This window comes from Luteimonas sp. J29 (genome assembly GCF_000472505.1).
In the GTDB taxonomy this organism is placed as follows: domain Bacteria; phylum Pseudomonadota; class Gammaproteobacteria; order Xanthomonadales; family Xanthomonadaceae; genus Luteimonas.
The window spans coordinates 48,080-70,399 of the sequence record NZ_KI421430.1; the positions used below are offsets into that span (position 1 = coordinate 48,080).

Genomic DNA, 22,320 nt, shown 5'->3' on the forward strand with positions numbered 1-22,320 from the left:
GGCGGCGGCGGCTTCGACATCGCCGATGCCGGCCACCGCTTCACGCTGGCACAGGACATCACCGGCAGCGGCGCCCTGGTCAAGGACGGCGCCGGCACGCTGGTGCTCGAAGGCGACAACGCCTACACCGGCGGCACCCGGGTCCTGGCCGGCACCCTGGTGGGCAGCGCCGGCGCGATCGCCGGCGACCTGCACAACGGCGGCACCGTGGTCTTCGAGCAGGAGGACGACGCCGTGTTCGCCGGCGCGATCGCCGGACTCGGCGGCACCGGCGGCGGCATGGTCAAGCGCGGCGCCGGGTTGCTGGAACTGGCCGGGCATTCGACGCTGGCCTGGACCGTGGAAGCCGGGACATTGGCCGCGTCCGCGCAACGGTTCACGGGCGACCTCGCGATCGCAGGCGGCGCCGGCTTCCGCTTCGACCAGGAGGCCGACGGCACCTACGCCGGCACCCTCTCCGGCGACGGGGCGTTGCGCAAGCAAGGCGCTGGCGGCCTGACCCTGGCCGGCGACAGCTCCGGCTTCACCGGCACCACCACGGTGTCCGCCGGCACGCTGCGGGTCGACGGCATGCTTGGCGGCCGCGTCTCGGTGGAGGACGGCGCCACGCTCGGCGGCGCCGGCACGGTCGGAGGCGACGTGACGGTGTCCGGCGGCACGCTGTCGGGCGAACAGGGCCAGACCCTGGAGATCGGCGGCGACCTGGCCCTGGATGCCGGCAGCCGGGTGGCGGCGGCCCTCGGCGCGTCCGGCGCGAGCGCGCTGTTCCGGGTCGACGGCGACCTGTTCCTGGATGGCACGCTGGACATCACCGATGCCGGCGGGTTCGGCGCCGGCATCTACCGGCTGTTCGACTACGGCGGCACGCTTGGCGGCAACGGGCTGGCGTTCGGGGAGATGCCGGACGGCGCCGATCCGGGACGCCTGCTCCTGCAGACCGCGGTCGCGGGCCAGGTCAACCTGGTGTCCGCGGTCGGCGCACGGCTGGTGTTCTGGGATGGCGGCGACCCGGCCCGGCACGACAATGGCGCGGTCGATGGCGGAAGCGGCCGCTGGCAGGCGGGCGGCCGCAACTGGACCGATGCCAACGGCATCGTCAACGGCCCGTTGTCGCCGGTGCCGGCATTCGCCGTGTTCCAGGGCGAAGCCGGGGTGGTCACGGTGGATGCGCCCGTCGCCGGCATGCCGCTGGCCGGGCTGCAGTTCGCGACGGATGGCTACCGCGTGGAAGGCGATGCCCTGCGGCTGGAGGGCATCGATGGCCGCAGCGTCGTCCGGGTGGGCGACGGCGGCAGCGACGGCGCGGGGTTCACGGCCTTCCTGTCCTCTGCCCTGCACGGCGACGCCACCCTGGTGAAGACGGACCTGGGCACGCTGGTGCTGGAAGGCGACAACGCCTACACCGGCGGCACGCGGATCGAGGGCGGCACGCTGTCGGTGTCTTCCGACTCCGCGCTGGGCGCGACATCCGGAGACATCGTGTTGGCCGGCGGTGCGCTCCACGCCGCAGAGAGCTTCGACAGTGGCCGCGCGCTGACGCTGGAGTCGGACGGCCGCATCGCAACCGCCCGCGACGCCACCCTGACCCTGTCCGGATCCATCGGCGGCGACGGCGTCCTGGTCAAGGACGGCGCCGGCACGCTGGTGCTCACCGGCACGAACCGCTACCGGGGAGGCACCCGGGTCGAGGCCGGGGCACTGGTCGGCCATGCCGCCGGCTTCGGCGATGGCGACATCCGGGTGGACGACGGCGCTTCCCTGCGCTTCGACCAGCTCACGACGGCGTCGCTCGCCGCTGCCCTCTCCGGTGCAGGCGACATCGTCAAGGAAGGCGAAGGCGGCCTGGGCCTGACCGGCAACAGCGCCGGCTTCACCGGCACGACCACGGTGTCCGCCGGGCTGCTGCGGGTCGACGGCCTGCTCGGCGGCCGCGTCACGGTGCAGGACGGCGCCACGCTCGGCGGCGCCGGCACGGTCGGCGACACCACGGTGCAGGCGGGCGCCACCCTCGCCCCGGGAAATTCGATCGGCAGCCTGCGGATCGATGGCGACCTGGTCTTCGAGGCCGGTGCGCGCTACGAGGTCGAGGTCGATCCGGCGGGCACCGGCAGCGACCTGGTCGAGGTGGCCGGAACCGCCTCGCTCCAGGGCGGCAGCGTGGTCCACATCGGAGCCAATGGCGGGTACGGCCTCCGTTCGACCTATCGCATCCTCTCGGCGGGATCGCTGCAGGGGACCTTCGACGAGGTGAGTTCCGACTTCGCCTTCCTGGCCCCGGAACTGGCCTACGACCACCAGGCCGGCACGGTGGACCTGAAGCTCGTGCGCAACGACCGCGACTTCGCCTCGGTGGCATTGACCCGCAACCAGAAGGCCACCGCGGCCGGCATCGAGAGCATCGGTCTCGAGGCCGGCCATGCGGTCCATGACGCGATCGCGCAGATGCCCGACGACGCCGCGCTGATCCGCGCCGGCTTCGACGCGCTCTCGGGCGAAGCGCATGCCTCGGCCCGCGCGCTCCTGCTGGACGATGCCGGCTGGCTGGCGGACGCGGTCACGCGGCGCCACGCGGGCGCGGCCGCGACGGGCGAACTGACCCCGGCCACCACGCTCTGGCTGGATGCCGGCGGTGGCCAGGCCCGAACCGGCAGCGACGGCAACGGGGCCCGCTGGCAGGGCAACGCCCACGGACTGGCGGTGGGCGCGGACGTCGAGGTCGGCCCGGGCCGGATCGGCCTGGCCGCCGGCAAGCGCCGCACCAACCAGCAGGTCAGCGACCGGAGCTCCCGGAACCGCATCGACAGCCGCCACCTGGCGCTCCACGCGGCCGCGACGCTCGGGCCGGTGCAGCTCGCCGGCGGCGTTGCCCGCGGCAGGTACACGCTGGAACTGGACCGCCGGGTGGCGCTCGCCGAGATCGACGAAACGCTGGCGTCGTCGTCCGACGCCGAGGCCGATGTGCTGTTCCTGGAAGCCAGTCTGGCCGAGCCTGCCCGCGGCGTGGCCCCCTGGCTGGGCATCCGCCAGGTCCGCCTCGACAGCGACCCGGCCCGGGAGTCCGGCGGCAGCGCCGCGCTGTCGGTGGCCGGGGGACGCCACGACCTGGGCAGCGCCACGCTGGGGGTGCTGGCCGACCGCCGGCTTGGCGATGGAAGCCGGCTGCAGGCCCGCCTGGGCTGGCGCCACGCCTGGGGCGACCTCACGCCATGGGCCACGGTCGCGTTCGATGCCGGCGATGCGTTCACGGTGTACGCCCCGGCCATGGCCCGCAACAGCCTGGTCTACGCCCTGGACCTGGGGCTGGCCACCGGCCCGCGCAGCCGTCTTGCCCTGGGCATGGCCGGCCAGGCCGGCGACGGCAGCCGCGCGTGGGGCGCGCAGCTGCAGTGGCAGGCGACGTTCTAGGGCCGCGTGGACCAGGTCGATCCTGGTCCTCGACCACCGCGACGACGCGCACGCCCGCGCGATCGTCGCCGCATCGGGCGGCGGGCCGACCGTCCGGCCCGCCCGGCGATGGACGAACGTGGCGGGTCAGCCCTGCAGCGCCATCGCCGCCATGTGCCGGCGGTAGTGGCGCAGTTCCTCGATCGAGTCGTGCACGTCGCTCAGCGCGGTGTGCGCGGAGGCCTTGCGCACGCCGGCCAGCACCTGCGGCGCCCAGCGCCGGGCCAGTTCCTTGAGCGTGCTCACGTCCAGGTTGCGGTAGTGGAAATAGCGCTCGAGCTGCGGCATCTGCCGGTGCAGGAAGCGACGGTCCTGGCAGATCGAGTTGCCGCACATGGGCGACTGCCCAGCCTCGACCCACTCGCGCAGGAAGGCGATGGTCCGGGCCTCGGCGTCGGCCATCGACACGCCCTCCTCCAGCACCCGCCGCCACAGGCCGGACTTGCCGTGCTGGTTGCGGTTCCACTCGTCCATCGCCTCCAGCGTGGCCAGCGGATGGGCGATCGCGAAGCACGGCCCTTCGGCCAGCACGTTGAGTTCGGAGTCGGTGACCACGGTGGCGATCTCGAGGATCGAGTCGCGGTCGGTGTCGAGCCCGGTCATTTCCAGGTCGATCCAGACGAGACGGCCGTGGCCGCCGGGAAGGTCGTTCGCTGCCATGCGCTCGCGGTCGCTGCCGGGACACGGCATGATAACCCGCGCCCCCGCCTGCCCCGACCCTGATGCCGTCGAACGCCTCCCTGGCCCACTACGCGATCCTGACCGCGATGCTCGCGCCCGCGTTCTTCCTGACCGCGACGGCCGCGCTGCTGACCTCGGCCAACGCGCGCCTGGCGCGGATCATCGATCGCGCCCGCGTGCTGCTCCGGGACCTCGCCGCCTGCTCCGATCCCGAGACCCGCGCCCTGCTCGATCAGCGGATCGTGGTCCAGCGCCGGCGCAGCGTGATCATCCTGCACGCCAGCCAGCTGCTGTACGTGGCGATCAGCTGCTTCGTCGCCACCAGCCTGCTGGTGGCCGGCGATGCGTTCTTCGACCACGTCTTCGGTCCGCTGCCCACGATCATGGCCGCGCTCGGGGTGCTGGCCATGTTCGGATCGAGCCTGCTGCTGGCCAGCGAGGCCTCGATGGCGGTGAAGGCGGTGAACGACGAGATGGACGACGGCCACCGTTTCGCCAACCGCCCCGCCCTCGCCGCCTTCATCGCCGGCGATGCGGCGAGGAAGGACGGCCGCGACGGGGATGGTGCCGGCTAGAGCGGCGGCTTGCCGCGCTTGGCGCGGAAGTAGTTGCTGAGCCGGCGCCCGGCTTCCTCGCCCAGCACGCCGCCCGTCACCTCGACCCGGTGGTTGTGGCGCGGGTCGCCCAACAGGTCGAATACGCTGCCGCAGGCGCCGGTCTTGGGGTCGGCCGCGCCGTACACCAGCCGCGCGATGCGCGCGTGCACCAGCGCCATGGCGCACATCGCGCAGGGTTCCAGGGTCACGTACAGGGTGCAGCCGAGCAGGCGGTGGTTGCCGAGCCGGCGGCCGGCCTCGCGCAGTGCCATGATCTCGGCGTGGGCGCTCGGGTCGTGGTCGCCGATGTTGCGGTTCCAGCCCTGGCCCAGCACCTCGCCTTGCGCCGACACCAGCACCGCGCCGACGGGGATCTCGTCGTCCTCGCGCGCCGCGCGCTCGCCCAGCTCCAGCGCCAGGCGCATGAAGCGCTCGTCCGCGGCCGGGTCCACCGGCAGCGGCGCCGGCTCGCGCGCGTCGAGCAGCTTCCACATGATCCGCGTCGGCGCCAGGCCACCGAGCGGCTTGTAGGCGTACTCGGGGATGTCGCCGGTGGTGCGGTAGCCGAGGCGGCGGTAGAAGCCGGAGGGGCCGTCGACCAGCGAGGCATCGAGGGTGAGCAGCCTGCGCCCGTGCGTGCGCGCCGCGTCCTCCAGCGCCGCGACCAGAGCCGCGCCCACGCCCGCCCCGCGCGCCGCCCGCGAGGTCATCACCTTGGTCAGCTCGGCCCGGTGCGGCTGGCTGGGTGCGGACACCAGCACCAGCGAACCGGTGCCCAGCAGCGTGCCCTCGCGCCAGGCGCACAGGACGATGCGCCCGCCCTGCTCCACCTCGCGCAGCGAGGCCTCCCAGAACGCGCGCGCCGCGGCCGGATCGAGCGGATGCATGAACCCGACCGAGCCGTTGCCGGCCACGGTCTCGACCAGCAGCGCGGCCAGCGCCTCGACGTCCGCCGGCGTGGCCGGGACGATCCGCAGCGGGGACGCCTCGCCCTGCATCACCAGCGCTGGTGGACGTGCGGGCGGATGTCCTCGTCGTAGACCCGCTGCACCGCCTCCATGGTCGACGCCGGCAGCGGCGGCAGCCCGGCGGCGGCGATGTTGGCCAGCGCCTGCTGCGGATTCTTCGCCCCCGGGATCACCACCGACACCGCCTCGTCCATCAGGATCCAGCGCAGCGCCAGCTGGGCCAGGGTCGCGCCTTCGGGCACCAGCGGGCGCAGCTTCTCCACCGCGACCAGGCCCACTTCGTACGGCACGCCGGCGAAGGTCTCGCCCACGTCGAAGGCCTCGCCGTGGCGGTTGAAGCGGCGGTGGTCGTCCTCGGCGAAGGTGGTGTCCGGGCCGAACTTGCCGGTCAGCAGGCCGCTGGCCAGCGGCACGCGCACGATCACCGCCACGTTGCGGCGCTGCGCCTGCCGGAAGAACAGCTCCGCCGGGCGCTGCCGGAACATGTTGAAGATGATCTGCACGCTGGCCACGCCCGGGTACTCGATGGCCTTGAGGGCCTCCTCCACCCGCTCGACGCTGACGCCGTAGTGGCGGATCTTGCCCTGCTCCACCAGGCGCTCCATCGCCTCGAAGATCTCCGGGTGGTAGTAGGCGTCGGTCGGCGGGCAGTGCAGCTGCACCAGGTCCAGCGTGTCGGCCTCCAGGTTGCGCAGGCTGCGCTCGATCCAGGCCGACAGGTTCTGTGCGGTGTACCCCTCCACCACCTGCTTCGGCAGGCGGCGGCCGGCCTTGGTGGCCACGAACGGGCGCGGGCCGTCGCGTTCCTTCAGCACGCGGGCGATCAGCCGCTCGGAATGGCCGTCGCCGTACACGTCGGCGGTGTCGATGAAGTCCAGGCCCGCGTCCAGCGCGGCGTGCAGGGCCGCCATGGACTCGGCATCGTCGGTCCGGCCCCAGGCGCCGCCGATGGCCCAGGCGCCAAAGCCGATCTCGCCGACCTGGCGGCCGGTACGTCCGAACACTCTCTTTTGCATGGGAACCTCTCGGGGGAAGGCAGACGCGCGGGCGCCGGCGGACACCGGCGGGGCCTGCCGCCGGGCCATGATGCAGCACCGGGCCGGTGCCACCCAAGCCGGCGGGGCGGCCCGCGGACCGCCTCAGCCCGCGGGCCGGCAACGGAGCAGCACCACGCCGGAGCCGAAACGCTCCGCCGACACGGTGCGGAAGGCCTGGCCCGCCCACAGGGGCGGCAGCCGCGGGCCGCGCGTGGCAAACAGCGGCTGCAGGAGGATGTGCACCTCGTCGAGCATTCCCGCCGCGGCCAGCGAAGCGGCCAGTCCGGGGCTGCCAAACAGGACCACGCTCCCGCCGATGCCGGCCAGCGTGGCGCGCAGTGCCTCCAGGCCGGCGACCCGGGTAGTGCCGGGCCAGGCCGTGGCCGGTTCGCGGCCGGACACGACGATCCGGGGTTTTGCATCCAGCACCCGGGCCAGCTCCAGCACCTCCGCCGGCAGGTCGCGACGGTGCAGCGCCCGTGGCCAGAAGGCGGCGAACAGCTCGTACGTGGCCCGGCCCAGCAGCAGCGCCGCGGCCGAGCGCGCCAGCGCGGCGGCATAGCGGTGGTGTTCGGCGTCGGCGACCACGTCCCCGTGGTGGCAGGTGCCGGAGAGCGTGGCGTTGATCGAGCAGATGATGCGGGGCATGGCGCGGACTCCGTCGGAGCTCACTCCCCCGGCAGGACGATCCAACGGCCGGGCGGTCGACACGGTGACCGCGCCGCCCGCGGGCCACACCGCCCGGCAAGCCGCTAGGATGTGGAGGCAGTCATGGCGCCGGCACGGGGCCGCGCCCTGCGCCGGGGAAGCACGCATGCCGCCAGAGGGAATGATGCACGCGATGGTCCTGCACCGGCCGGGTCAGCCGCTGGTGCGGGAGACACGGCCGCTGCCCGCGCCCGGGCCGGGACAGGTGCGGCTGCGCGTGCTGGCCTGCGCCGTCTGCCGCACCGACCTGCACGTGGTGGACGGCGAACTGCCCCACCCCGCCCTGCCGCTGGTGCCCGGGCACGAGATCGTCGGCGAGGTCGACGCCACCGGTCCCGGCGTGCACGGCCTGCACCCCGGCCAGCGCGTGGGCGTGGGCTGGCTGGGCCAGACCTGCGGCCACTGCGACTACTGCGCCGCCGACCGCGAGAACCTGTGCGATGCCCCCGGCTTCACCGGCTACACCCGCGACGGCGGCTTCGCCACCCACGCCATCGCCGACGCCGCGTTCTGCCTGCCGCTGCCGGCGGAGGCGGACCCGGTCCACACCGCCCCGCTGATGTGCGCCGGCCTGATCGGCTGGCGCGCGCTCAAAGCCGCCGGCCCCGGACGCGACCTCGGCCTGTACGGCTTCGGCGCCGCCGCCCACCTGATCGCCCAGGTCGCCATCCGCCAGGGCCGGCGTGTGCATGCCTTCACCCGCCCGGGCGACACCCGCGCGCAGGACTTCGCCCGCGCGCTCGGCGCCACACGGGCCGGCGACTCCGACCGCCCGCCCGACCGCCCGCTCGACGCCGCCATCCTGTTCGCCCCCGTCGGCGACCTCGTCCCCCGCGCCCTCGCCGCCGTCCGCAAGGGCGGCCGCGTCGTCTGCGGCGGCATCCACATGAGCGACATCCCCGCATTTCCGTACAGCCTGCTGTGGGAGGAACGCGAGGTGGTGTCGGTGGCCAACCTCACGCGGGCGGATGGGCGGGAGTTCCTCGAGCTGGCGACGCGCCAGCCGCTGCGGGTGCATGCGGTGCCCTATCCGCTGGCGTCGGCGAATGAAGCCTTGGCTGACCTGCGCGAAGGGCGGCTGAGCGGGGCTGCGGTGCTGCAACCCCGACCGGAGCGGACTGCCCACCCTGTCCCGTAGAAAAAGCCCGCGTGAAGCGGGCTTCTTCATGCACGGAACTCGTCCGCCACTATTCCCACTCGATCGTCGCCGGCGGCTTTCCTGAGATGTCGTAGACCACCCGCGACACCCCGCGCAGCTCGTTGATGATCCGGTTCGACACCCGGCCCAGGAAGTCGTACGGCAAGTGCGCCCAGTGCGCCGTCATGAAGTCGATGGTCTCCACCGCGCGCAGGGCGATCACCCATTCGTAGGCGCGGGCATCGCCCACCACGCCCACCGACTTCACCGGCAGGAACACGGCGAAGGCCTGGCTCACCTTGTCGTACAGCTCGGCCTTGCGCAGTTCCTCGATGAAGATGGCGTCGGCGCGGGCCAGCAGCTCGGCGTATTCGCGCTTCACTTCGCCCAGGATGCGCACGCCCAGGCCCGGGCCGGGGAACGGGTGGCGGTAGACCATGGTGCGCGGCAGGCCGAGTTCCACGCCCAGGCGGCGCACCTCGTCCTTGAACAGTTCGCGCAGCGGTTCGACCAGGCCGAGCTTCATGTGCTCGGGCAGGCCGCCGACGTTGTGGTGGCTCTTGATGACGTGGGCCTTGCCGGTGCCGCTGCCGGCCGACTCGATCACGTCGGGGTAGATCGTGCCCTGCGCCAGCCACTTGGCGTTCTTGAGCTTGGCCGACTCCTCCTCGAAGATCTCGATGAAGAGGTTGCCGATGATCTTGCGCTTGGCCTCGGGGTCGGCGACGCCCTCGAGCGCCTTGAAATAGCGGTCGGCGGCGTCGACCCGGATCACCTTGACGCCCATGTGCTCGGCGAACATCGCCATCACCTGGTCGCCTTCCTGCCAGCGCAGCAGGCCGGTGTCGACGAACACGCAGGTCAGCTGCTCGCCGATCGCCTTGTGCAGCAGCGCGGCCACCACCGAGGAATCGACGCCGCCCGACAGGCCGAGGATCACCTCGTCGCCGCCCACCTGCTCGCGCACGCGGGCGATCTGGTCCTCGATGATGTTGGCCGCGGTCCACAGCGTGCGGCAGCCGCACACGTCGACCACGAAGCGGCGCAGCAGGGTCTGGCCCTGCAGGGTGTGGGTCACCTCGGGGTGGAACTGCACGCCGTACCAGCGCCTGTCCTCGTTCGCCATCGCCGCGACCGGGATGCGGTCGGTGGCCGCGGTGACCGTGAAGCCCGGCGGCACGCGCGAGACGTGGTCGCCGTGGCTCATCCACACGTTGAGGCGGTGCGCGCCCGGATGGTCGGTGAGCCCGGCGAGCAGCGCATCCGGATGCACCACGTCGACCTCGGCGTGGCCGAACTCGCGCTGGTCGGCCGCTTCGGTGGCGCCGCCCAGCTGCACGGCCAGCGTCTGCATGCCGTAGCAGATGCCAAGGATCGGCAGGCCGCTGTCGAACACTTCCCGCGGCGCGGCGGGCGCGCCCGGCAGCGTGGTCGATTCCGGGCCGCCCGACAGGATGATGCCCTTCGGCGCGTACGCCGCGATCTCGGCCGGGTCGTGGTCCCAGGCCCAGATCTCGCAGTACACGCCGATCTCGCGGATGCGGCGCGCGATCAGCTGCGTGTACTGCGCGCCGAAGTCGAGGATGAGGATCTTGTCGCTGTGGATGTCGGTCATGCGGCCGGGGTCGTTGCGGGAACGGTGGAGGAATGCGTCAGCGGCGGGCATCGGCGGCCATGCGCGCGGCGAGGCCGCCGAGCACCGACGCCATCAGCCAGCGCTGGAAGGTGGCCCACGCGGGGCGGGCGGCGAGCAGGGTCGCCACCGATCCCGCCGCGAGCACGATCAGGGCGTTCACCATCACGCTGATGGCGATCTGGCAGCCGCCCAGCGCCAGGGTCTGGGCGAGCACGCCGCCCTGCCCCGGGTCGATGAACTGCGGCAGCAGCGACAGGTACATCACCGCGATCTTGGGATTGAGCAGATTGGTCAGGAAGCCCATGGCGAACAGCCTGCGCGGCCCGTCGTGGCGCAGCGTGCGCACCTCGAACGGCGAACGGCCGCCCGGCCGGACCGCCTGCCACGCCAGCCACAGCAGGTACAGGGCACCGGCGATGCGCAGCGCGTCGTAGGCGAAGGGCACCGCCATCACCAGCGCGGTGATGCCGAACGCGGCGCAGAGCATGTAGAACACGAATCCCGCGGCCACGCCGGCCAGCGACACCAGGCCGGCCATGCGGCCCTGGCAGATCGAACGCGACACCAGGTAGACCATGTTGGGCCCGGGGGTCAGCACCATGCCCAGCGCCACCAGGGAGAAGGCCAGCAGGCTCGACTGTCCAGGCATCGTCGCTCGTCCCCCGTGGTTCCGGTTCGCCCGCCGCCTCAACCCATCCGGTAGTTCGGCGGCTCCTTGGTGATCTGCACGTCGTGGACGTGGCTTTCGCGCTGCCCGGCGCCGGTGATCTTCACGAACTGCGGCTTCTTGCGCATCTCCTCGATGGTGGCGCAGCCCACGTAGCCCATGGTGGCGCGCAGGCCGCCCGCCAGCTGGTGCACCACGCCCGACAGCGGCCCGCGGTACGGCACGCGGCCCTCGATGCCCTCGGGCACCAGCTTGTCGGCGTCGGCCGCATCCTGGAAGTAGCGGTCCTTGCTGCCCTTCTCCATCGCGCCCAGCGAGCCCATGCCGCGGTAGCTCTTGTAGCTGCGGCCCTGGAACAGCTCGGTTTCGCCCGGGCTCTCCTCGGTGCCGGCGAACAGGCCGCCGATCATCACCGTCGAGGCGCCGGCCGCGATGGCCTTGCCCAGGTCGCCGGAGAAGCGGATGCCGCCGTCGGCGATGAGCGGGATGCGGTCCTGCAGCGCGTCGGCGACCATCGACACCGCGGTCACCTGCGGCACGCCCACGCCGGCCACCATCCGGGTGGTGCAGATCGAGCCCGGGCCCACGCCCACCTTCACCGCGTCGGCGCCGGCGTCCATCAGCGCCAGCGCGGCGTCGCCGGTGACGATGTTGCCGCCGATCACCTGCACCTTCGGGAAGCGCTTCTTCACCCAGGCCACGCGGTCGATCACGCCCTGCGAATGGCCGTGGGCGGTGTCGACGATGATCACGTCCACGCCCGCCTCGACCAGCAGTTCGACCCGGTGCTCGGTGTCGCCGCCCACGCCCACCGCGGCGCCGACCAGCAGCTGCTCGTCGTGGTCGTAGGCGGCGTTGGGGTTGTCGGACTTCTTCTGGATGTCCTTGACCGTGATCAGGCCGCGCAGCTGGAAGTCGTCGTTCACCACCAGCACCTTCTCGATGCGGTGCTTGTGCAGCAGGCTGATGACCTCCTCGTCGCTGGCGCCCTCCTTCACCGTGACCAGCTTGTCCTTCCTGGTCATGATGTTCTTGACCGGGTCGTCGAGCTTCTTCTCGAAGCGCATGTCGCGGCCGGTGACGATGCCCACGAGCTGGCCGTCGTCGACCACCGGCACGCCCGAGATGCGGCGTTCGCGGGTGAGCTTGAGGACCTCGCCGATGGTGGTCTGCGGGCCGACGGTGAACGGCTCGCGGATCACGCCCGCCTCGAAGTTCTTGACCTCGCGGACTTCCGCGGCCTGGCGCTCGGCGCTCATGTTCTTGTGGATGATGCCGATGCCGCCGAGCTGGGCCATGGCGATGGCCAGCCGCGCCTCGGTCACCGTGTCCATCGCCGCCGACACGATCGGCAGGTTCAGGCGCAGGGAGCGGGTCAGGTTGGTGGCGAGGGAGACGTCCTTCGGCAGGACGCTGGAGTGCGCGGGGACGAGGGAAACGTCGTCGTACGTCAGTGCTTCAGCCTGGATGCGGAGCATCGGCAGTCCCGGGAACGGTGGGGAAGCAACGCATTATACCGCGCCGCGGCGGGCGCCGGCATCCGCCCGGATGCGCTCGGCGGCGCGGCGCGGCCCCGCGATCGGGCGCGCCGCCCGGGCGGCGGTCGCGGCGGTTCCCCGCCCACGGGAGGCGGCGTCGGGGGCCGGCCTATCGCGCCCGGCGCAGGCGCCCGAACTCGCGCGCCAGCAGCCAGGCCGCCCCGGCCAGGTACGGCAGGCATGCCGGCACCCACATCACCAGCCCGGCCAGCTGCTGGTCCGCCAGCACGTCCAGGCCCAGCTGCGGCGCGCGTTCGGCGTAGTGCGGGTACAGCGCGCGCCGGGAAAAGGTGAGCAGCGCGCCGAGGAAGCCCATCTGCATCATGACCACCGCGATGGCCACCGTGCCCGCCAGCGCGCCGCCGCTGCCGTCGTCGCGCAGGCGCTGCCACAGCAGGCTCCACAGCCACAGCCCGGCGAGGAGGAAGCTGCCGTGCATCAGCCAGTGGACCGGTTCGCTGTCCAGCGCCAGCGCCAGCGCGGCCGGCAGGTGCCAGCCCCACATCACCAGCACGTTGGCGAGGGTGGCGGCGGCCAGCGACGCCAGCGCCGGCACGGCGCAGGCGTCGGCGATCCGGTGCAGCCTTCGCGACCATCTTGGCGCAAGCGCGGCCGCCAGCACGGCGCGCGGACGCGCCACCAGCAGCAGCGGCGGCGCGACCGCCAGCAGCAGCATGTGCTGGGCCATGTGCGCGGCCAGCGACCAGTCGCCCAGCGCATCGAACGGCCAGACCGTGGCCAACAGCAACGCCAGCAGGCCGGCGGCCGCGGCCAGTGCCTCGGCGCGCGAGATGCCGCGTCCCGCGTGCCCACCCGCCCACAGGCGCCACAGGCCGCGGCAGTAGAGCGCGGCGAACAGGGCCAGCGGTGCCAGCACCAGCGGCGACCAGGTCCACGCGGTGGACAGGGTCGGCGCGCCGTGGCCGGCGTCGTGCGCGGCGACGGGAAACGCGGCGATCCAGGCCGCGACCGGCATCCACGATGCACGGCGCCTGCACGCGCCCTGCCCCAGCATGGCCGCGGATCCCGACCGCAGGCCTGGGCCGTGCTGTTCTGGTTGAAAGTCGCGCACATCACCGCGGTGGCGGTCTGGTTCACCGGCCTGCTGCTGTTGCTGCGCCTGTTCGCGTCGCGCCGGCGCGGCGGGCGCGAGGCGCGGCCGGACTTCTTCAACCCGGTCGCCAACCGCCTGTTCTTCCGCATCGCCACCCCGGCCGGGGTGCTGGCGATCGCGCTGGGCATGGGCCTGATCCCCTGGGTCGAGCCCGGCGCCTGGCTGCTGGCCAAGCTGTGCCTGGTGGCCGGCGTGGTGCTGGTGCACCTGTGGGCCGGGGCCCACCTGCACGCGCTGGGCAAGGGGCAGGCCCGGCCCGGCGCGGTGCTCCCGGCCGTGCTCGGCTGGACGCCGCTGCTGTTGCTGCTGGCGATCGCCGCACTCACCGGAGCCAAGCCGCGCACCATCGACGGACTGCCGCCGCCGGGCGCGGAGCGATCGGAGGATCCCGGTCATTCCTCCAGCTCCCGGTCCTCCGGCGATGCGTCGTCCTCGCGCTCGCGGTGGCCATAGACGCCGATGCCGTGGCCGAAGCTGAGCGTCCCGCCCAGCCATCCGACCACCACCACCATGCCCGCGGTCGGCGCCGACTGCAGCAGCGCCCACCATCCGGCAGCCGTGGGTCCGGGCCAGCGCAGCCAGACGCCGGCCGCCGCCAGCGCCAGCAGCATCACCCCGGCGATGAAGTGGTTCCAGGCCGAGACGTGCCGCCGCGCCACCCGGATCAGGAACATGTCGCAGACGCCCAGCGCCGCGGCCAGCAGCCCGCCCGCCAGGCCCACGAGGTTGAGCCACCAGGCCACGTCCGCCCAGAACGCGTCGGCCGTCCACAGGTGCGCGATGTCCGCCGGCAGCAGCAGGGTCAGGCAGGCGATCGGGTACACCACCACGATCGGATGCAGCGGATGGCGGTGGATCGCCACCCGGCTCTCCACCGTGGGGCTGCGCTCGGGGGGAACCGGCTGTTTCAGGGTTCTGCGCATGGCCACCTCATTCGCACGGGTGCAGCAGCGCCACCGGCAGCATGGTGAACACCATCGCCACCAGCGCCAGCGCGCAGAGCATCGCGACCAGCCGCGCGGTGAAGCGGCGGCCCGCGTCCTCGCCAGCACCGCGCGCGGCGCGGCGCGCACGCACGGCGATCCATGCCAGGGCGCAGAACGCGGCCACGGTCAGCGCGCCCATGCCCCACCAGGCCGCGGCGACGTTCCAGCCGCGACCGCACACCAGCCCCTGCAGCGCATACACCGCGAAGAAATGCAGTCCCCAGGCCAGGAACGGGCTGGCGATCCAGAGCAGGCGGCGCGGACGCGACAGGCCGCTCATTGCAGCACCGGGAACAGGTGGATGACCGCCCAGCCGATCGCGGCCTGCGCCACGGCGTAGCGCAGGAAGGCGCAGGCCACGCGCCACTCCAGCGGACGCGCGGCGTCGACCAGGCGCGCCCCGATCCGCGCGCAGGCGTAGGCACACAGCAGCGCCGCGACCAGCAGGTGCACCGCGCAGAACCCGGCCAACGTCCATACCACGGACGCATAGGCGTGGGCCTGGGGCGGGCCCGGCTCGGCCGCCAGCAGCGGCAGTTCGACGCCCACCGACACCAGCACCGCGGCGACCGCCAGCAATGCCGGCACCACCACCCGGCGGCGCCGCTTCGCGCCGCCGTCCAGCGCCGCCGTCGCCACCGACCCGCATAGCCAGGCCGCCGGCAGCATCGCCAGCGCCAGCCAGTGCCCGGCCGCGGGCCTGCCGCCCTCGCCCATCCCCGGCGGTGGCCAGCCTTCGCTGCCCAGCCAGAGGTAGAAGTAGGCGAACACCAGCGAGGCGAACAGCGAACCGACGATCAGCATCGTCGCCACCACCGCCCACCATCCGGGCGCGTTGCGGCAGGCGTACTGCGACGGCAGCACGATGCCCTCGCCCGCCTCCACCTCGCGCGGCGCGCCCGGCCAGCCCGTGTTCCAGGCCCAGGCGCAGAACAGCGCCAGCAGCGGCACCAGGCACGCGGCGGCGGCGGCGTACCAGCCCGCGATGAAGCAGGCCAGCAGCACCGCGATCGCGCCCGCGCAGGCCAGGGGCAGCCATGACGAGGACGGCAGGAACACGACCTGCTCGGGCCGCGCCGACACGATGCCGGTGCCCAGCAGTTCGCGGCGGCCGCGCGCCGGATCGCCCAGGAGGCCGTCGGTGCCGGCCGCGCGCGCGGCGAGCGTGCGGTCGCGCCACAACGGGTAGTCGTCGTCCACCCGTGGCACCGAGGCGAAGTTGTAGTTCGGCACCGGGACGGGCACCGCCCACTCCAGCGTCCCCGCGCGCCAGGGGTTCGCGCGGCCGCGCCGCCCGTGGACGAAGCACAGGCCCACGTCGACCAGGATCGCGACGATGCCGATCGCGAGCAGGAAGCCGCCCGCGGTCGAGAGCAGGTTGAGCCACTCCACGCCGAGCGACGGCGAATAGGTGTACACCCGCCGCGGCATGCCCAGCAGCCCGGTCAGGTGCATCGGCACGAAGGTCAGGTGGAAGCCGACCACCACCAGCCAGAACGCGGTGCGGCCGAGGCTCTCCGACGGCATCCGGCCGCTCGCCAGCGGCAGCCAGTAGTACAGCCCGGCGAACATCGGGAACATCATCCCGCCGATCAGCACGTAGTGCAGGTGCGCGACCACGAAGTGGGTGTCGTGCGCCTGCCAGTCGAACGGCACGAAGGCCAGCATCACCCCGGTCAGCCCGCCCAGGACGAACACCACGAAGAAGCCGAGCACGTGCAGCAGCGGCAATCGCAGCCAGGGGCGTCCCGACCACAGGGTGGCGATCCAGGCGAACACCTGGATCGAGGTCGGGACGGCCACCGCCATGCTGGCCGCGCTGAAGAAGGCCAGCGCCAGCAGCGGGATGCCGACCGCGAACATGTGGTGCACCCACAGCCCGAAGCTCAGGAACCCGGTCGACACCAGCGCCAGCACGACCCAGGCATGGCCCGCCACCGGGCGCCGGGCGAAGGTCGGCACGACCATCGACACCACGCCCGCCGCCGGCAGGAAGATGATGTACACCTCCGGATGGCCGAACAGCCAGAACAGGTGCTGCCACAGCAGCGGGTCGCCGCCCAGCGCCGGGTCGAAGAAGACGAAGCCGAAGGCGCGCTGCAGCTCCAGCAGGATGCTGGCCAGGATCAGCGGCGGGAACCCCATCGCGATCATGAAGGCGGTGACCAGGATGGCCCAGGCGAACAGCGGCATGCGCCGGATGTCCATCCCCGGCGCGCGGGTGAGCAGCACCGCCACGATCAGCTCGACCGCCGCGGTCACCGCCGCGATCTCGGCGAAGGTCACCCCGATCAGCCAGAAGTCAGGCCCCTTCCCCGGCGAGAAGGTGGCGTCGGTGAGCGGCACGTACATGAACCAGCCGCCATCCGGCGCGGCGTCGAACAGCAGGCTGGAGTAGAGGAACAGCCCGCCGAACAGGTAGCACCACCAGCCGAACGCCCCCAGTCGCGGGAACGGCAGGTCGCGCGCGCCGAGCATCTTCGGCAGCAGGTACATCGCGAAGCCTTCCATGACCGGCACCGCGAACAGGAACATCATCGTGGTGCCGTGCAGGGTGACGAACTGGTTGTAGCGCTCCGGGTCGAGCACCTCAGCGTCGAACCAGGCCAGCTGCAGGCGGATGAACATCGCCAGCAGGCCGCCGACCAGCATGAAGGCCAGCCCCGCGACGATGAAGCGCAGCGCGATGGTGCCGTGGTTGACCGCGGTGAGCTGGCCGCGCAGGCCGGGGGCGTTGGCCCAGATCCGCTCCAGCGCGGCCAGCCGGCGCGCGTGCAGGTCCTGCACGTCCGCGCTCACCGCCCCACCCCGCCGGTGCCGGCGACCGCGCGTTCGTCCAGCCAGCGGGCGAACTCGTCCGGCTCGAGCACCGCCACGTCGAACGCCATGTGCGCATGCTCGAGCCCGCAGAACTCGGCGCACTGTCCGCGCATCGGGCCGGCCGCGTCGGCGCGCAGCCGCAGGACGTTGCGGCGGCCGGGGATCGCGTCGATCTTGCCGCCCAGGCGCGGGATCCAGAAGCTGTGGATCACGTCCTCGCTGTCGACCCGGAACTCGACCATCCGGCCGCGCGGCAGGGCGAGTTCGTCGATGGACAGGGCGACCACGGCGCCATCGGCGTCGAGGTATTCGAATTCCCAGCTCCAGCGGCGCGCGGTGACCTGCACCGCCAGGTCGGCCTGCGCGCGGGCGCCGGTGATGCGGTCGCTGGCGACGGTGCCGTAGACCAGGAGCGCGGCCAGCAGCGTGGTCGGCAGCACGATGCCGCCGGCGAGGATCATCCGGCCCGCCGACGCCGGCGCGAGGTGGCTGCGTCGGCGCATCGCCAGCGCGGCGAGCGCGAGCACCAGCGCCCATGCGACGAGGGCGCCGGCGGCCATCAGCCACCAGCCGGTGGCGATCGCGCCGGCGGCGGGCCCGGCCGGATCCAGCGCGGACTGCGGCCCCGCGCACGCGGTCGCAAGCGCCGCCATGCCGGCCGCGCATCCGGTTGCCCGCCAATGCCGCTCGATGGTGCCACCCTCCCGGGGCCGCCACAGGCGACCCGTGCACAGGTGGACCGCAGTCTGCCCGTCGCGCCGTGAAGCCCTCGCGAGCCGGACCGGACGCGGCCCGGCTCAACCTCCCCCGCGTGCAACACAGCCCCTACCCCCGCTCAATCCACAGCCCCTTCCCCCGCCCGAACCACAGCCCCTTCCCCCGCCCGAACCACAGCCCCTTCCCCCGCCCGAACCACAGCTCCTTCCCCCGCACGAACCACAGCCCCTTCCCCCGCCCGAACCACAGCTCCTTCCCCCGCACGAACCACACCTCCTTCCCCCACTCGGACGCCAGCTCCTTCCCCCGCTTGCGGGGGAAGGCTGGGATGGGGGCAAACACCGAAGCGGCGGACACCGCCCCCACCCCGGCCCTCCCCCGCGAGCGGGGGAGGGAGAGGTCGGCGTTCGCGTACACGCGCACAGCAGGAACGCGCTTGCATTGCCTGGTGCAAGGGCCAAGGCAACGCCCATCGCAGCCCTGCCCAGCCCGGACGCCAGCTCCTTCCCCCGCTTGCGGGGAAAGGCTGGGATGGGGGCAACGCCGAAGCGGCGGGCACGGCCCCCACCCCGGCCCTCCCCCGCAGGCGGGGGAGGGAGAAGGCGGGTCGCGCAATGGGAAAAGGCTCCGTTGCCTCGCGCCGCGCTGCGCGGTCAGGGCGCGGCGAGCGCCTCGAGGGCTTCGGTCGCCTCGATCGTGTTCTGCATCAGCGTGGCCACGGTCATCGGGCCGACGCCGCCGGGCACCGGGGTGATCCAGCTCGCGCGCCGCGCCGCGGCCGCGAACTCGACGTCGCCGGTCAGGCGGCCGTCCTCGAGCCGGTTGATGCCCACGTCGATCACCACCGCGCCGGGCTTCACCCAGTCGCCGGGGATCAGGTTCGGCCGGCCCACCGCCACCACCAGGATGTCGGCCTCGCCCACGTGCCGCTGCAGGACCTCGCGCGGGGTGAACTTGTGGCAGCTGGTGACGGTGCAGCCGGCGATCAGCAGCTCCAGCGCCATCGGCCGGCCGACGTGGTTGCTCACGCCGACGATGGTGGCGCTGCGGCCGCGCACCGGGCGGTCGGTGTAGGCCAGCAGCGTGGTGATGCCGCGCGGCGTGCACGGGCGCAGGCCGAACTGGCGCAGGGCCAGGTGGCCGACGTTCTCGGGATGGAAGCCGTCCACGTCCTTGCGCGGGTCGATGCGGTGGATCAGCCGGGTCGCGTCGGCGATGCCCGGCAGCGGCAGCTGGACCAGGATGCCGTGCACGGCCGGGTCGGCGTTGAGCCGGTCGATGAGCTCCAGCAGTTCGGACTCGCTGGTCCCGGCCGGGAGGTCGAAGTCGAAGGCCTGGATGCCGACCTTCTCCGCCGCGCGGCGCTTGTTGCGCACGTACGACTGCGACGCCGGGTCGTTGCCCACCAGCACCACCGCCAACCCCGGCCGCGGCAGGCCGGCGGCGACCCGCGCGTCCACGCGCAGGCGCAGTTCGTCGAGCAGGGAATCGGCGATGCGCTTGCCGTCGAGGATGCGTGCGGTCATGCCGGCATGGAGGCGGTGGGCGGGAATGCGTATTGTCTCACGTCGACCATCCAAGCCAAGGAGGAGCCCGCATGGACCCGAGCGCCGAAGACATCGTCCGGATCGAGGCCGCCGTCTTCCGCCGCCTGCGCGACCACCTGGTGAAGCGCCGGCCGGACGTGCAGAACATCGACCTGATGATCCTCGCCGGCTTCTGCCGCAACTGCCTGGCCGACTGGTACCGCGAGGCGGCCGCGGAGCATGGCGTGGCGCTCGGCAAGGAAGAGGCCCGCGAGCGGGTCTACGGCGAGCCGTTCGACGCGTGGAAGGCGCGCCACCAGCGCGAGGCGACGCCCGCGCAGCTCGCCGCGTTCGAGCAGGCGCGCAAGCGCCACGGCTGAGCGCCGGCGCCGCGGTTCCCGGATCAGGGCACCGCCGGACGGACGGGACAGCGTGGCAGCCCCACCTCGGGATCGCAGTGGTTGCAGCAACGCTGTTGCGGCGGGTGCGATGCGTCGCTCGCCGCTGGCGCGGGAGGAACGGCGCCGGCGCCCGTGGCCTGCGGCTGCCCGGGCGCCTGCGCCGGCAGGGGCAGCGGTGCCGGCGCGAGCGCGGCCAGGTCCGCGGCCGGGCGCAGCTGCAGGAGCACCGCCCAGTCCTGCCGGTTGAGGTCGCAGGCGTATTCGCTTTCGGGCGTGCAGTCGGGGTCGCCGGGCTGGCGCAGCGGCAGGTCGGCGAAGCGGTCGCCCAGGGTGACGGGCAGCCGCCGCATGGCCACGGCGTCGTGCACGTTGCCGCCGACCAGGTGGGCGACGCGCGTGCCGTCGGAGGCGATCGAGGTGCCGACCACGATGTCGCAGTGCATGCCCAGCCCCGGCTCGCCGTTGCTCAGCACGGCCGCCAGCTCGCTGAAGCCGTACACGCGGGTCGCGCCGCGCACGAAGCACAGCATGTCGCCGGTGCGCACCGGCGTGGCCAGCGGACTGGCGACCCGGTACGGACTCTGGAACGGCTCGCGGTAGGCACGGCGCACGTACTGCAGGTGACTGGCCCCGGGCTGGAACCCCGGCACGCCCGCGCGCCGCATGACCCAGGACACGAACGCCGCCGACCAGGGCGTATCGATCGTGAACATCCGGCACGACGGCAGCGGGGTCCCCGCGTAGGCGCAATCGCCGGCGCCGGCCTGCCACAGCAGCCCGCTGCCGCGCCAGTACTCGATCACCCGCTGCCACGCCGGCTGGCCGTCGGCCAGCTGCACGCGCGCGGCCTCGCGCACCGGCACCGGGCCGATCCGGCCGTCGGTGTTGATGAAGGGGCGGTACCAGGCGCGGTGCTCGGCGCAGGCGACCGCGGCGATCCGCTGGCCGACGTCCTGCGACTGCGCGGCATCGGCCGGCAGCAGCTGGCAGGGATCGGGCGCGGTGGGCGCGGCGGCCGCGGCCAACGGCCACAGGCAGGACAGCAACAGCAGGGCGATGCGCAACGGCATGGGTTTCCTCGCTGGGAGGGCACGCGGGCGGCATCACGCATGCCGCACCATCCGGATGGCACGCAGGGACGCTAGCACAGCCCGCGTGGCCGGGCCGGCAGCGCCACTGCAATGGGCCGGACAACGCAAACGCCGCGCGCTACGGGCCGGCGCAGAACGCCTGGTAGTCGATGTAGCCGGGGAACGCCACGCCCGGCGCGCAGACCGGGCAGTCCGGGTCGGGCGGCAGCCGGGTTTCGCGGAAGCGCATGCCGAGCGCATCGAAATGCAGCAGCCGCCCGGCCAGCGGCTCGCCCAGGTGCAGCAGCAGCTTGAGCGCCTCGGTCGCCTGGAGCATGCCGATCACGCCCGGCAGCACCCCCAGCACGCCGACCTCGCTGCAGTTGGGCGCGGCCTCGGGCGGCGGCGGCTCCGGGAACAGGCAGCGGTAGCACGGCGCCTCGCCGCGCCGGCGACCGGCGTCGAACACCGACACCTGGCCCTCGAACCGNTGCACGGCGCCGTACACCAGCGGCTTGCGCAGGTGCACGCAGGCGTCGTTGAGCAGGTAGCGCACCGGGAAGTTGTCGCCGCCGTCCACCACCACGTCGGCGTCGGCGATCAGCCGCTCGACGTTGTCGGAGGTGAGACGCTCGCGCACTGCCTCGACGTTGACCCGCGGGTTGAGCGCCGACAGCCGGGTCCTCGCCGACTCCACCTTGGGCACGCCGGTGTCCGCGTCCACGTGCAGGATCTGGCGCTGCAGGTTGCTGCGGTCGACCACGTCGTCGTCGACCAGGCGCAGCTGCCCCACCCCGGCGGCGGCCAGGTAGAACGTGGCCGGCGAGCCCAGCCCGCCAGCGCCCACCACGACCACGCTCGCGGCCTCGAGCCGGCGCTGCCCGCGCGCGCCGATCTCCGGCAGGCGCAGGTGGCGCGAATAGCGCTCGTGGAAGTCCTCGTCCACGGCCACGTCGGGGCGGGTCAGCGGCAGTCCCTCGGCCTGCCACATCGCGGTGCCGCCGCGCACCGAGGACACGTGCTGGTAGCCCAGCCGCAGCAGCTGATCGGCCGCGAGCATCGAGCGCCCGCCGCTCTGGCAGATCAGCACGATGTCCGCGTCCTGGCCGGGCAGGTACACGTGCGGCGCGGCTTCGAGTTCGGCGCGCGGGACGCCGATCGCGCCCTGCGCCATGCCCAGTTCGCGCTCGTGGTCCTCGCGCACGTCCACCAGCACCGCGCCGCGGGCGACGCGATGGCTGGCTTCGCGGGGAGTGATCTCCTTGGCCATGGT

Annotated in this window: 21 protein-coding genes and 1 pseudogene; 5 read left to right on the plus strand and 17 right to left on the minus strand. The window is 73.1% G+C overall.

What is annotated here, in order from left to right; genetic code table 11:
- A partial coding sequence (locus LUTJ29_RS18925; protein WP_198012699.1) for an autotransporter-associated beta strand repeat-containing protein occupies positions 1–3,405 on the plus strand: 3,405 nt, incomplete at its 5' end.
- 126 nt (positions 3,406–3,531) lie between these two features.
- Here the strand turns inward: LUTJ29_RS18925 and orn are convergent.
- Positions 3,532–4,104: an oligoribonuclease gene (orn, locus tag LUTJ29_RS0115190; RefSeq protein WP_027073242.1), complete on the minus strand. Its 573-nt coding sequence runs from the start codon at positions 4,102–4,104 to the stop codon at positions 3,532–3,534.
- Positions 4,105–4,166: 62 nt separating this feature from the next.
- Here orn and LUTJ29_RS17855 point away from each other — a divergent pair, with 62 nt between their 5' ends.
- A complete protein-coding gene (locus LUTJ29_RS17855) occupies positions 4,167–4,700 on the plus strand; it encodes a DUF2721 domain-containing protein (protein WP_084524925.1) in 534 nt (177 codons plus the stop codon).
- Here LUTJ29_RS17855 and tadA read toward each other — a convergent pair.
- The 4 genes and pseudogenes from tadA to LUTJ29_RS18260 all read right to left on the minus strand — a co-directional run bounded on the left by tadA (position 4,697) and on the right by LUTJ29_RS18260 (position 7,374).
- Entirely contained in the window at positions 4,697–5,215 is a 519-nt protein-coding gene (gene tadA, locus LUTJ29_RS19085; protein ID WP_051323095.1) for a tRNA adenosine(34) deaminase TadA, read from the minus strand. The genes LUTJ29_RS17855 and tadA overlap by 4 nt on opposite strands.
- A gap of 63 nt (positions 5,216–5,278) precedes the next feature.
- Positions 5,279–5,719: pseudogene (locus tag LUTJ29_RS19090) on the minus strand (GNAT family N-acetyltransferase); the annotation flags it as partial.
- Positions 5,719–6,693, minus strand: coding sequence for an aldo/keto reductase (locus tag LUTJ29_RS0115205; RefSeq protein WP_232221238.1), 975 nt, complete (start codon positions 6,691–6,693; stop codon positions 5,719–5,721). The gene LUTJ29_RS0115205 and the pseudogene LUTJ29_RS19090, both read right to left, overlap by 1 nt.
- 135 nt (positions 6,694–6,828) lie before the next feature.
- Positions 6,829–7,374 (minus strand): dihydrofolate reductase family protein, encoded by a 546-nt coding sequence (locus LUTJ29_RS18260; protein ID WP_027073245.1) that lies wholly within the window; start codon positions 7,372–7,374, stop codon positions 6,829–6,831.
- A 166-nt stretch (positions 7,375–7,540) separates the two neighbouring features.
- Here LUTJ29_RS18260 and LUTJ29_RS0115215 point away from each other — a divergent pair, with 166 nt between their 5' ends.
- Positions 7,541–8,572: a zinc-dependent alcohol dehydrogenase family protein gene (locus LUTJ29_RS0115215; RefSeq protein ID WP_232221239.1), complete on the plus strand. Its 1,032-nt coding sequence runs from the start codon at positions 7,541–7,543 to the stop codon at positions 8,570–8,572.
- A gap of 49 nt (positions 8,573–8,621) precedes the next feature.
- Here the strand turns inward: LUTJ29_RS0115215 and guaA are convergent, their stop codons facing one another.
- The 4 genes from guaA to LUTJ29_RS0115235 all read right to left on the minus strand — a co-directional run bounded on the left by guaA (position 8,622) and on the right by LUTJ29_RS0115235 (position 13,389).
- Positions 8,622–10,187, minus strand: a complete 1,566-nt coding sequence (gene guaA, locus LUTJ29_RS0115220) for a glutamine-hydrolyzing GMP synthase (protein ID WP_027073247.1) — start codon at positions 10,185–10,187, stop codon at positions 8,622–8,624.
- A gap of 37 nt (positions 10,188–10,224) precedes the next feature.
- Positions 10,225–10,857 (minus strand): LysE family translocator, encoded by a 633-nt coding sequence (locus LUTJ29_RS0115225; RefSeq protein WP_027073248.1) that lies wholly within the window; start codon positions 10,855–10,857, stop codon positions 10,225–10,227.
- A gap of 38 nt (positions 10,858–10,895) precedes the next feature.
- Positions 10,896–12,353: an IMP dehydrogenase gene (gene guaB, locus LUTJ29_RS0115230; protein WP_027073249.1), complete on the minus strand. Its 1,458-nt coding sequence runs from the start codon at positions 12,351–12,353 to the stop codon at positions 10,896–10,898.
- A gap of 169 nt (positions 12,354–12,522) precedes the next feature.
- Positions 12,523–13,389 (minus strand): cytochrome c oxidase assembly protein, encoded by an 867-nt coding sequence (locus LUTJ29_RS0115235; RefSeq protein WP_027073250.1) that lies wholly within the window; start codon positions 13,387–13,389, stop codon positions 12,523–12,525.
- Positions 13,390–13,458: 69 nt separating this feature from the next.
- Between LUTJ29_RS0115235 and LUTJ29_RS0115240 the strand changes: the two genes are divergently transcribed.
- Complete coding sequence (locus tag LUTJ29_RS0115240; RefSeq protein ID WP_027073251.1) at positions 13,459–13,980, plus strand: CopD family protein; 522 nt, start codon at positions 13,459–13,461, stop codon at positions 13,978–13,980.
- Here LUTJ29_RS0115240 and LUTJ29_RS0115245 read toward each other — a convergent pair.
- From LUTJ29_RS0115245 to folD, 6 genes are all read right to left on the minus strand, one after another.
- A complete protein-coding gene (locus LUTJ29_RS0115245; protein ID WP_027073252.1) occupies positions 13,920–14,450 on the minus strand; it encodes a DUF2231 domain-containing protein in 531 nt (176 codons plus the stop codon). The two genes, LUTJ29_RS0115240 and LUTJ29_RS0115245, sit on opposite strands and share 61 nt — an antisense overlap.
- A gap of 7 nt (positions 14,451–14,457) precedes the next feature.
- Positions 14,458–14,793, minus strand: a complete 336-nt coding sequence (locus LUTJ29_RS0115250; protein ID WP_027073253.1) for a hypothetical protein — start codon at positions 14,791–14,793, stop codon at positions 14,458–14,460.
- Complete coding sequence (ctaD, locus tag LUTJ29_RS0115255) at positions 14,790–17,312, minus strand: cytochrome c oxidase subunit I (protein WP_051323084.1); 2,523 nt, start codon at positions 17,310–17,312, stop codon at positions 14,790–14,792. Before ctaD ends, LUTJ29_RS0115250 begins: the two co-directional genes overlap by 4 nt.
- The gene (gene coxB, locus LUTJ29_RS17865) at positions 17,309–17,986 is read right to left on the minus strand and encodes a cytochrome c oxidase subunit II (protein WP_043741783.1); all 678 of its coding nucleotides are present in this window, start codon (positions 17,984–17,986) and stop codon (positions 17,309–17,311) included. The genes ctaD and coxB overlap by 4 nt, the downstream gene beginning before the upstream one ends.
- Before the next feature lie 172 nt (positions 17,987–18,158).
- Entirely contained in the window at positions 18,159–18,467 is a 309-nt protein-coding gene (locus tag LUTJ29_RS18930; RefSeq protein WP_198012700.1) for a hypothetical protein, read from the minus strand.
- Between the two features lie 236 nt (positions 18,468–18,703).
- Positions 18,704–19,576, minus strand: coding sequence for a bifunctional methylenetetrahydrofolate dehydrogenase/methenyltetrahydrofolate cyclohydrolase FolD (gene folD, locus LUTJ29_RS0115270; RefSeq protein ID WP_027073256.1), 873 nt, complete (start codon positions 19,574–19,576; stop codon positions 18,704–18,706).
- 71 nt (positions 19,577–19,647) lie between these two features.
- On the opposite strand from folD, the gene LUTJ29_RS0115275 reads away from it, so the two are divergent.
- Positions 19,648–19,956 (plus strand): DUF1244 domain-containing protein, encoded by a 309-nt coding sequence (locus LUTJ29_RS0115275; protein ID WP_027073257.1) that lies wholly within the window; start codon positions 19,648–19,650, stop codon positions 19,954–19,956.
- Between the two features lie 23 nt (positions 19,957–19,979).
- Here the strand turns inward: LUTJ29_RS0115275 and LUTJ29_RS17870 are convergent, their stop codons facing one another.
- Together LUTJ29_RS17870 and moeB are read right to left on the minus strand one after the other, a co-directional pair.
- A complete protein-coding gene (locus LUTJ29_RS17870) occupies positions 19,980–21,047 on the minus strand; it encodes a DUF2272 domain-containing protein (protein WP_051323085.1) in 1,068 nt (355 codons plus the stop codon).
- A 139-nt stretch (positions 21,048–21,186) separates the two neighbouring features.
- Positions 21,187–22,317: a molybdopterin-synthase adenylyltransferase MoeB gene (moeB, locus tag LUTJ29_RS0115285; protein WP_027073258.1), complete on the minus strand. Its 1,131-nt coding sequence runs from the start codon at positions 22,315–22,317 to the stop codon at positions 21,187–21,189.
- Between the last annotated feature and the right edge of the window lie 3 nt (positions 22,318–22,320).

What these genes read in the sequence shown, in the direction of transcription:
- tadA (WP_051323095.1), bottom strand. Translation starts at nt 5,215, where the DNA reads ATGTGGAAGCTGCTCGACGCGCGCGAGCCGGCGCCGCTGCCGGTGGAC.
- LUTJ29_RS0115275 (WP_027073257.1), top strand. Translation starts at nt 19,648, where the DNA reads ATGGACCCGAGCGCCGAAGACATCGTCCGGATCGAGGCCGCCGTCTTC.
- LUTJ29_RS18260 (WP_027073245.1), bottom strand. Translation starts at nt 7,374, where the DNA reads ATGCCCCGCATCATCTGCTCGATCAACGCCACGCTCTCCGGCACCTGC.
- LUTJ29_RS0115245 (WP_027073252.1), bottom strand. Translation starts at nt 14,450, where the DNA reads ATGCGCAGAACCCTGAAACAGCCGGTTCCCCCCGAGCGCAGCCCCACG.
- orn (WP_027073242.1), bottom strand. Translation starts at nt 4,104, where the DNA reads ATGGCAGCGAACGACCTTCCCGGCGGCCACGGCCGTCTCGTCTGGATC.
- guaA (WP_027073247.1), bottom strand. Translation starts at nt 10,187, where the DNA reads ATGACCGACATCCACAGCGACAAGATCCTCATCCTCGACTTCGGCGCG.
- LUTJ29_RS17870 (WP_051323085.1), bottom strand. Translation starts at nt 21,047, where the DNA reads ATGCCGTTGCGCATCGCCCTGCTGTTGCTGTCCTGCCTGTGGCCGTTG.
- LUTJ29_RS0115250 (WP_027073253.1), bottom strand. Translation starts at nt 14,793, where the DNA reads ATGAGCGGCCTGTCGCGTCCGCGCCGCCTGCTCTGGATCGCCAGCCCG.
- LUTJ29_RS0115235 (WP_027073250.1), bottom strand. Translation starts at nt 13,389, where the DNA reads ATGCCGGTCGCGGCCTGGATCGCCGCGTTTCCCGTCGCCGCGCACGAC.
- coxB (WP_043741783.1), bottom strand. Translation starts at nt 17,986, where the DNA reads ATGGCGGCGCTTGCGACCGCGTGCGCGGGGCCGCAGTCCGCGCTGGAT.
- folD (WP_027073256.1), bottom strand. Translation starts at nt 19,576, where the DNA reads ATGACCGCACGCATCCTCGACGGCAAGCGCATCGCCGATTCCCTGCTC.
- guaB (WP_027073249.1), bottom strand. Translation starts at nt 12,353, where the DNA reads ATGCTCCGCATCCAGGCTGAAGCACTGACGTACGACGACGTTTCCCTC.
- LUTJ29_RS0115215 (WP_232221239.1), top strand. Translation starts at nt 7,541, where the DNA reads ATGCCGCCAGAGGGAATGATGCACGCGATGGTCCTGCACCGGCCGGGT.
- LUTJ29_RS0115225 (WP_027073248.1), bottom strand. Translation starts at nt 10,857, where the DNA reads ATGCCTGGACAGTCGAGCCTGCTGGCCTTCTCCCTGGTGGCGCTGGGC.
- LUTJ29_RS17855 (WP_084524925.1), top strand. Translation starts at nt 4,167, where the DNA reads ATGCCGTCGAACGCCTCCCTGGCCCACTACGCGATCCTGACCGCGATG.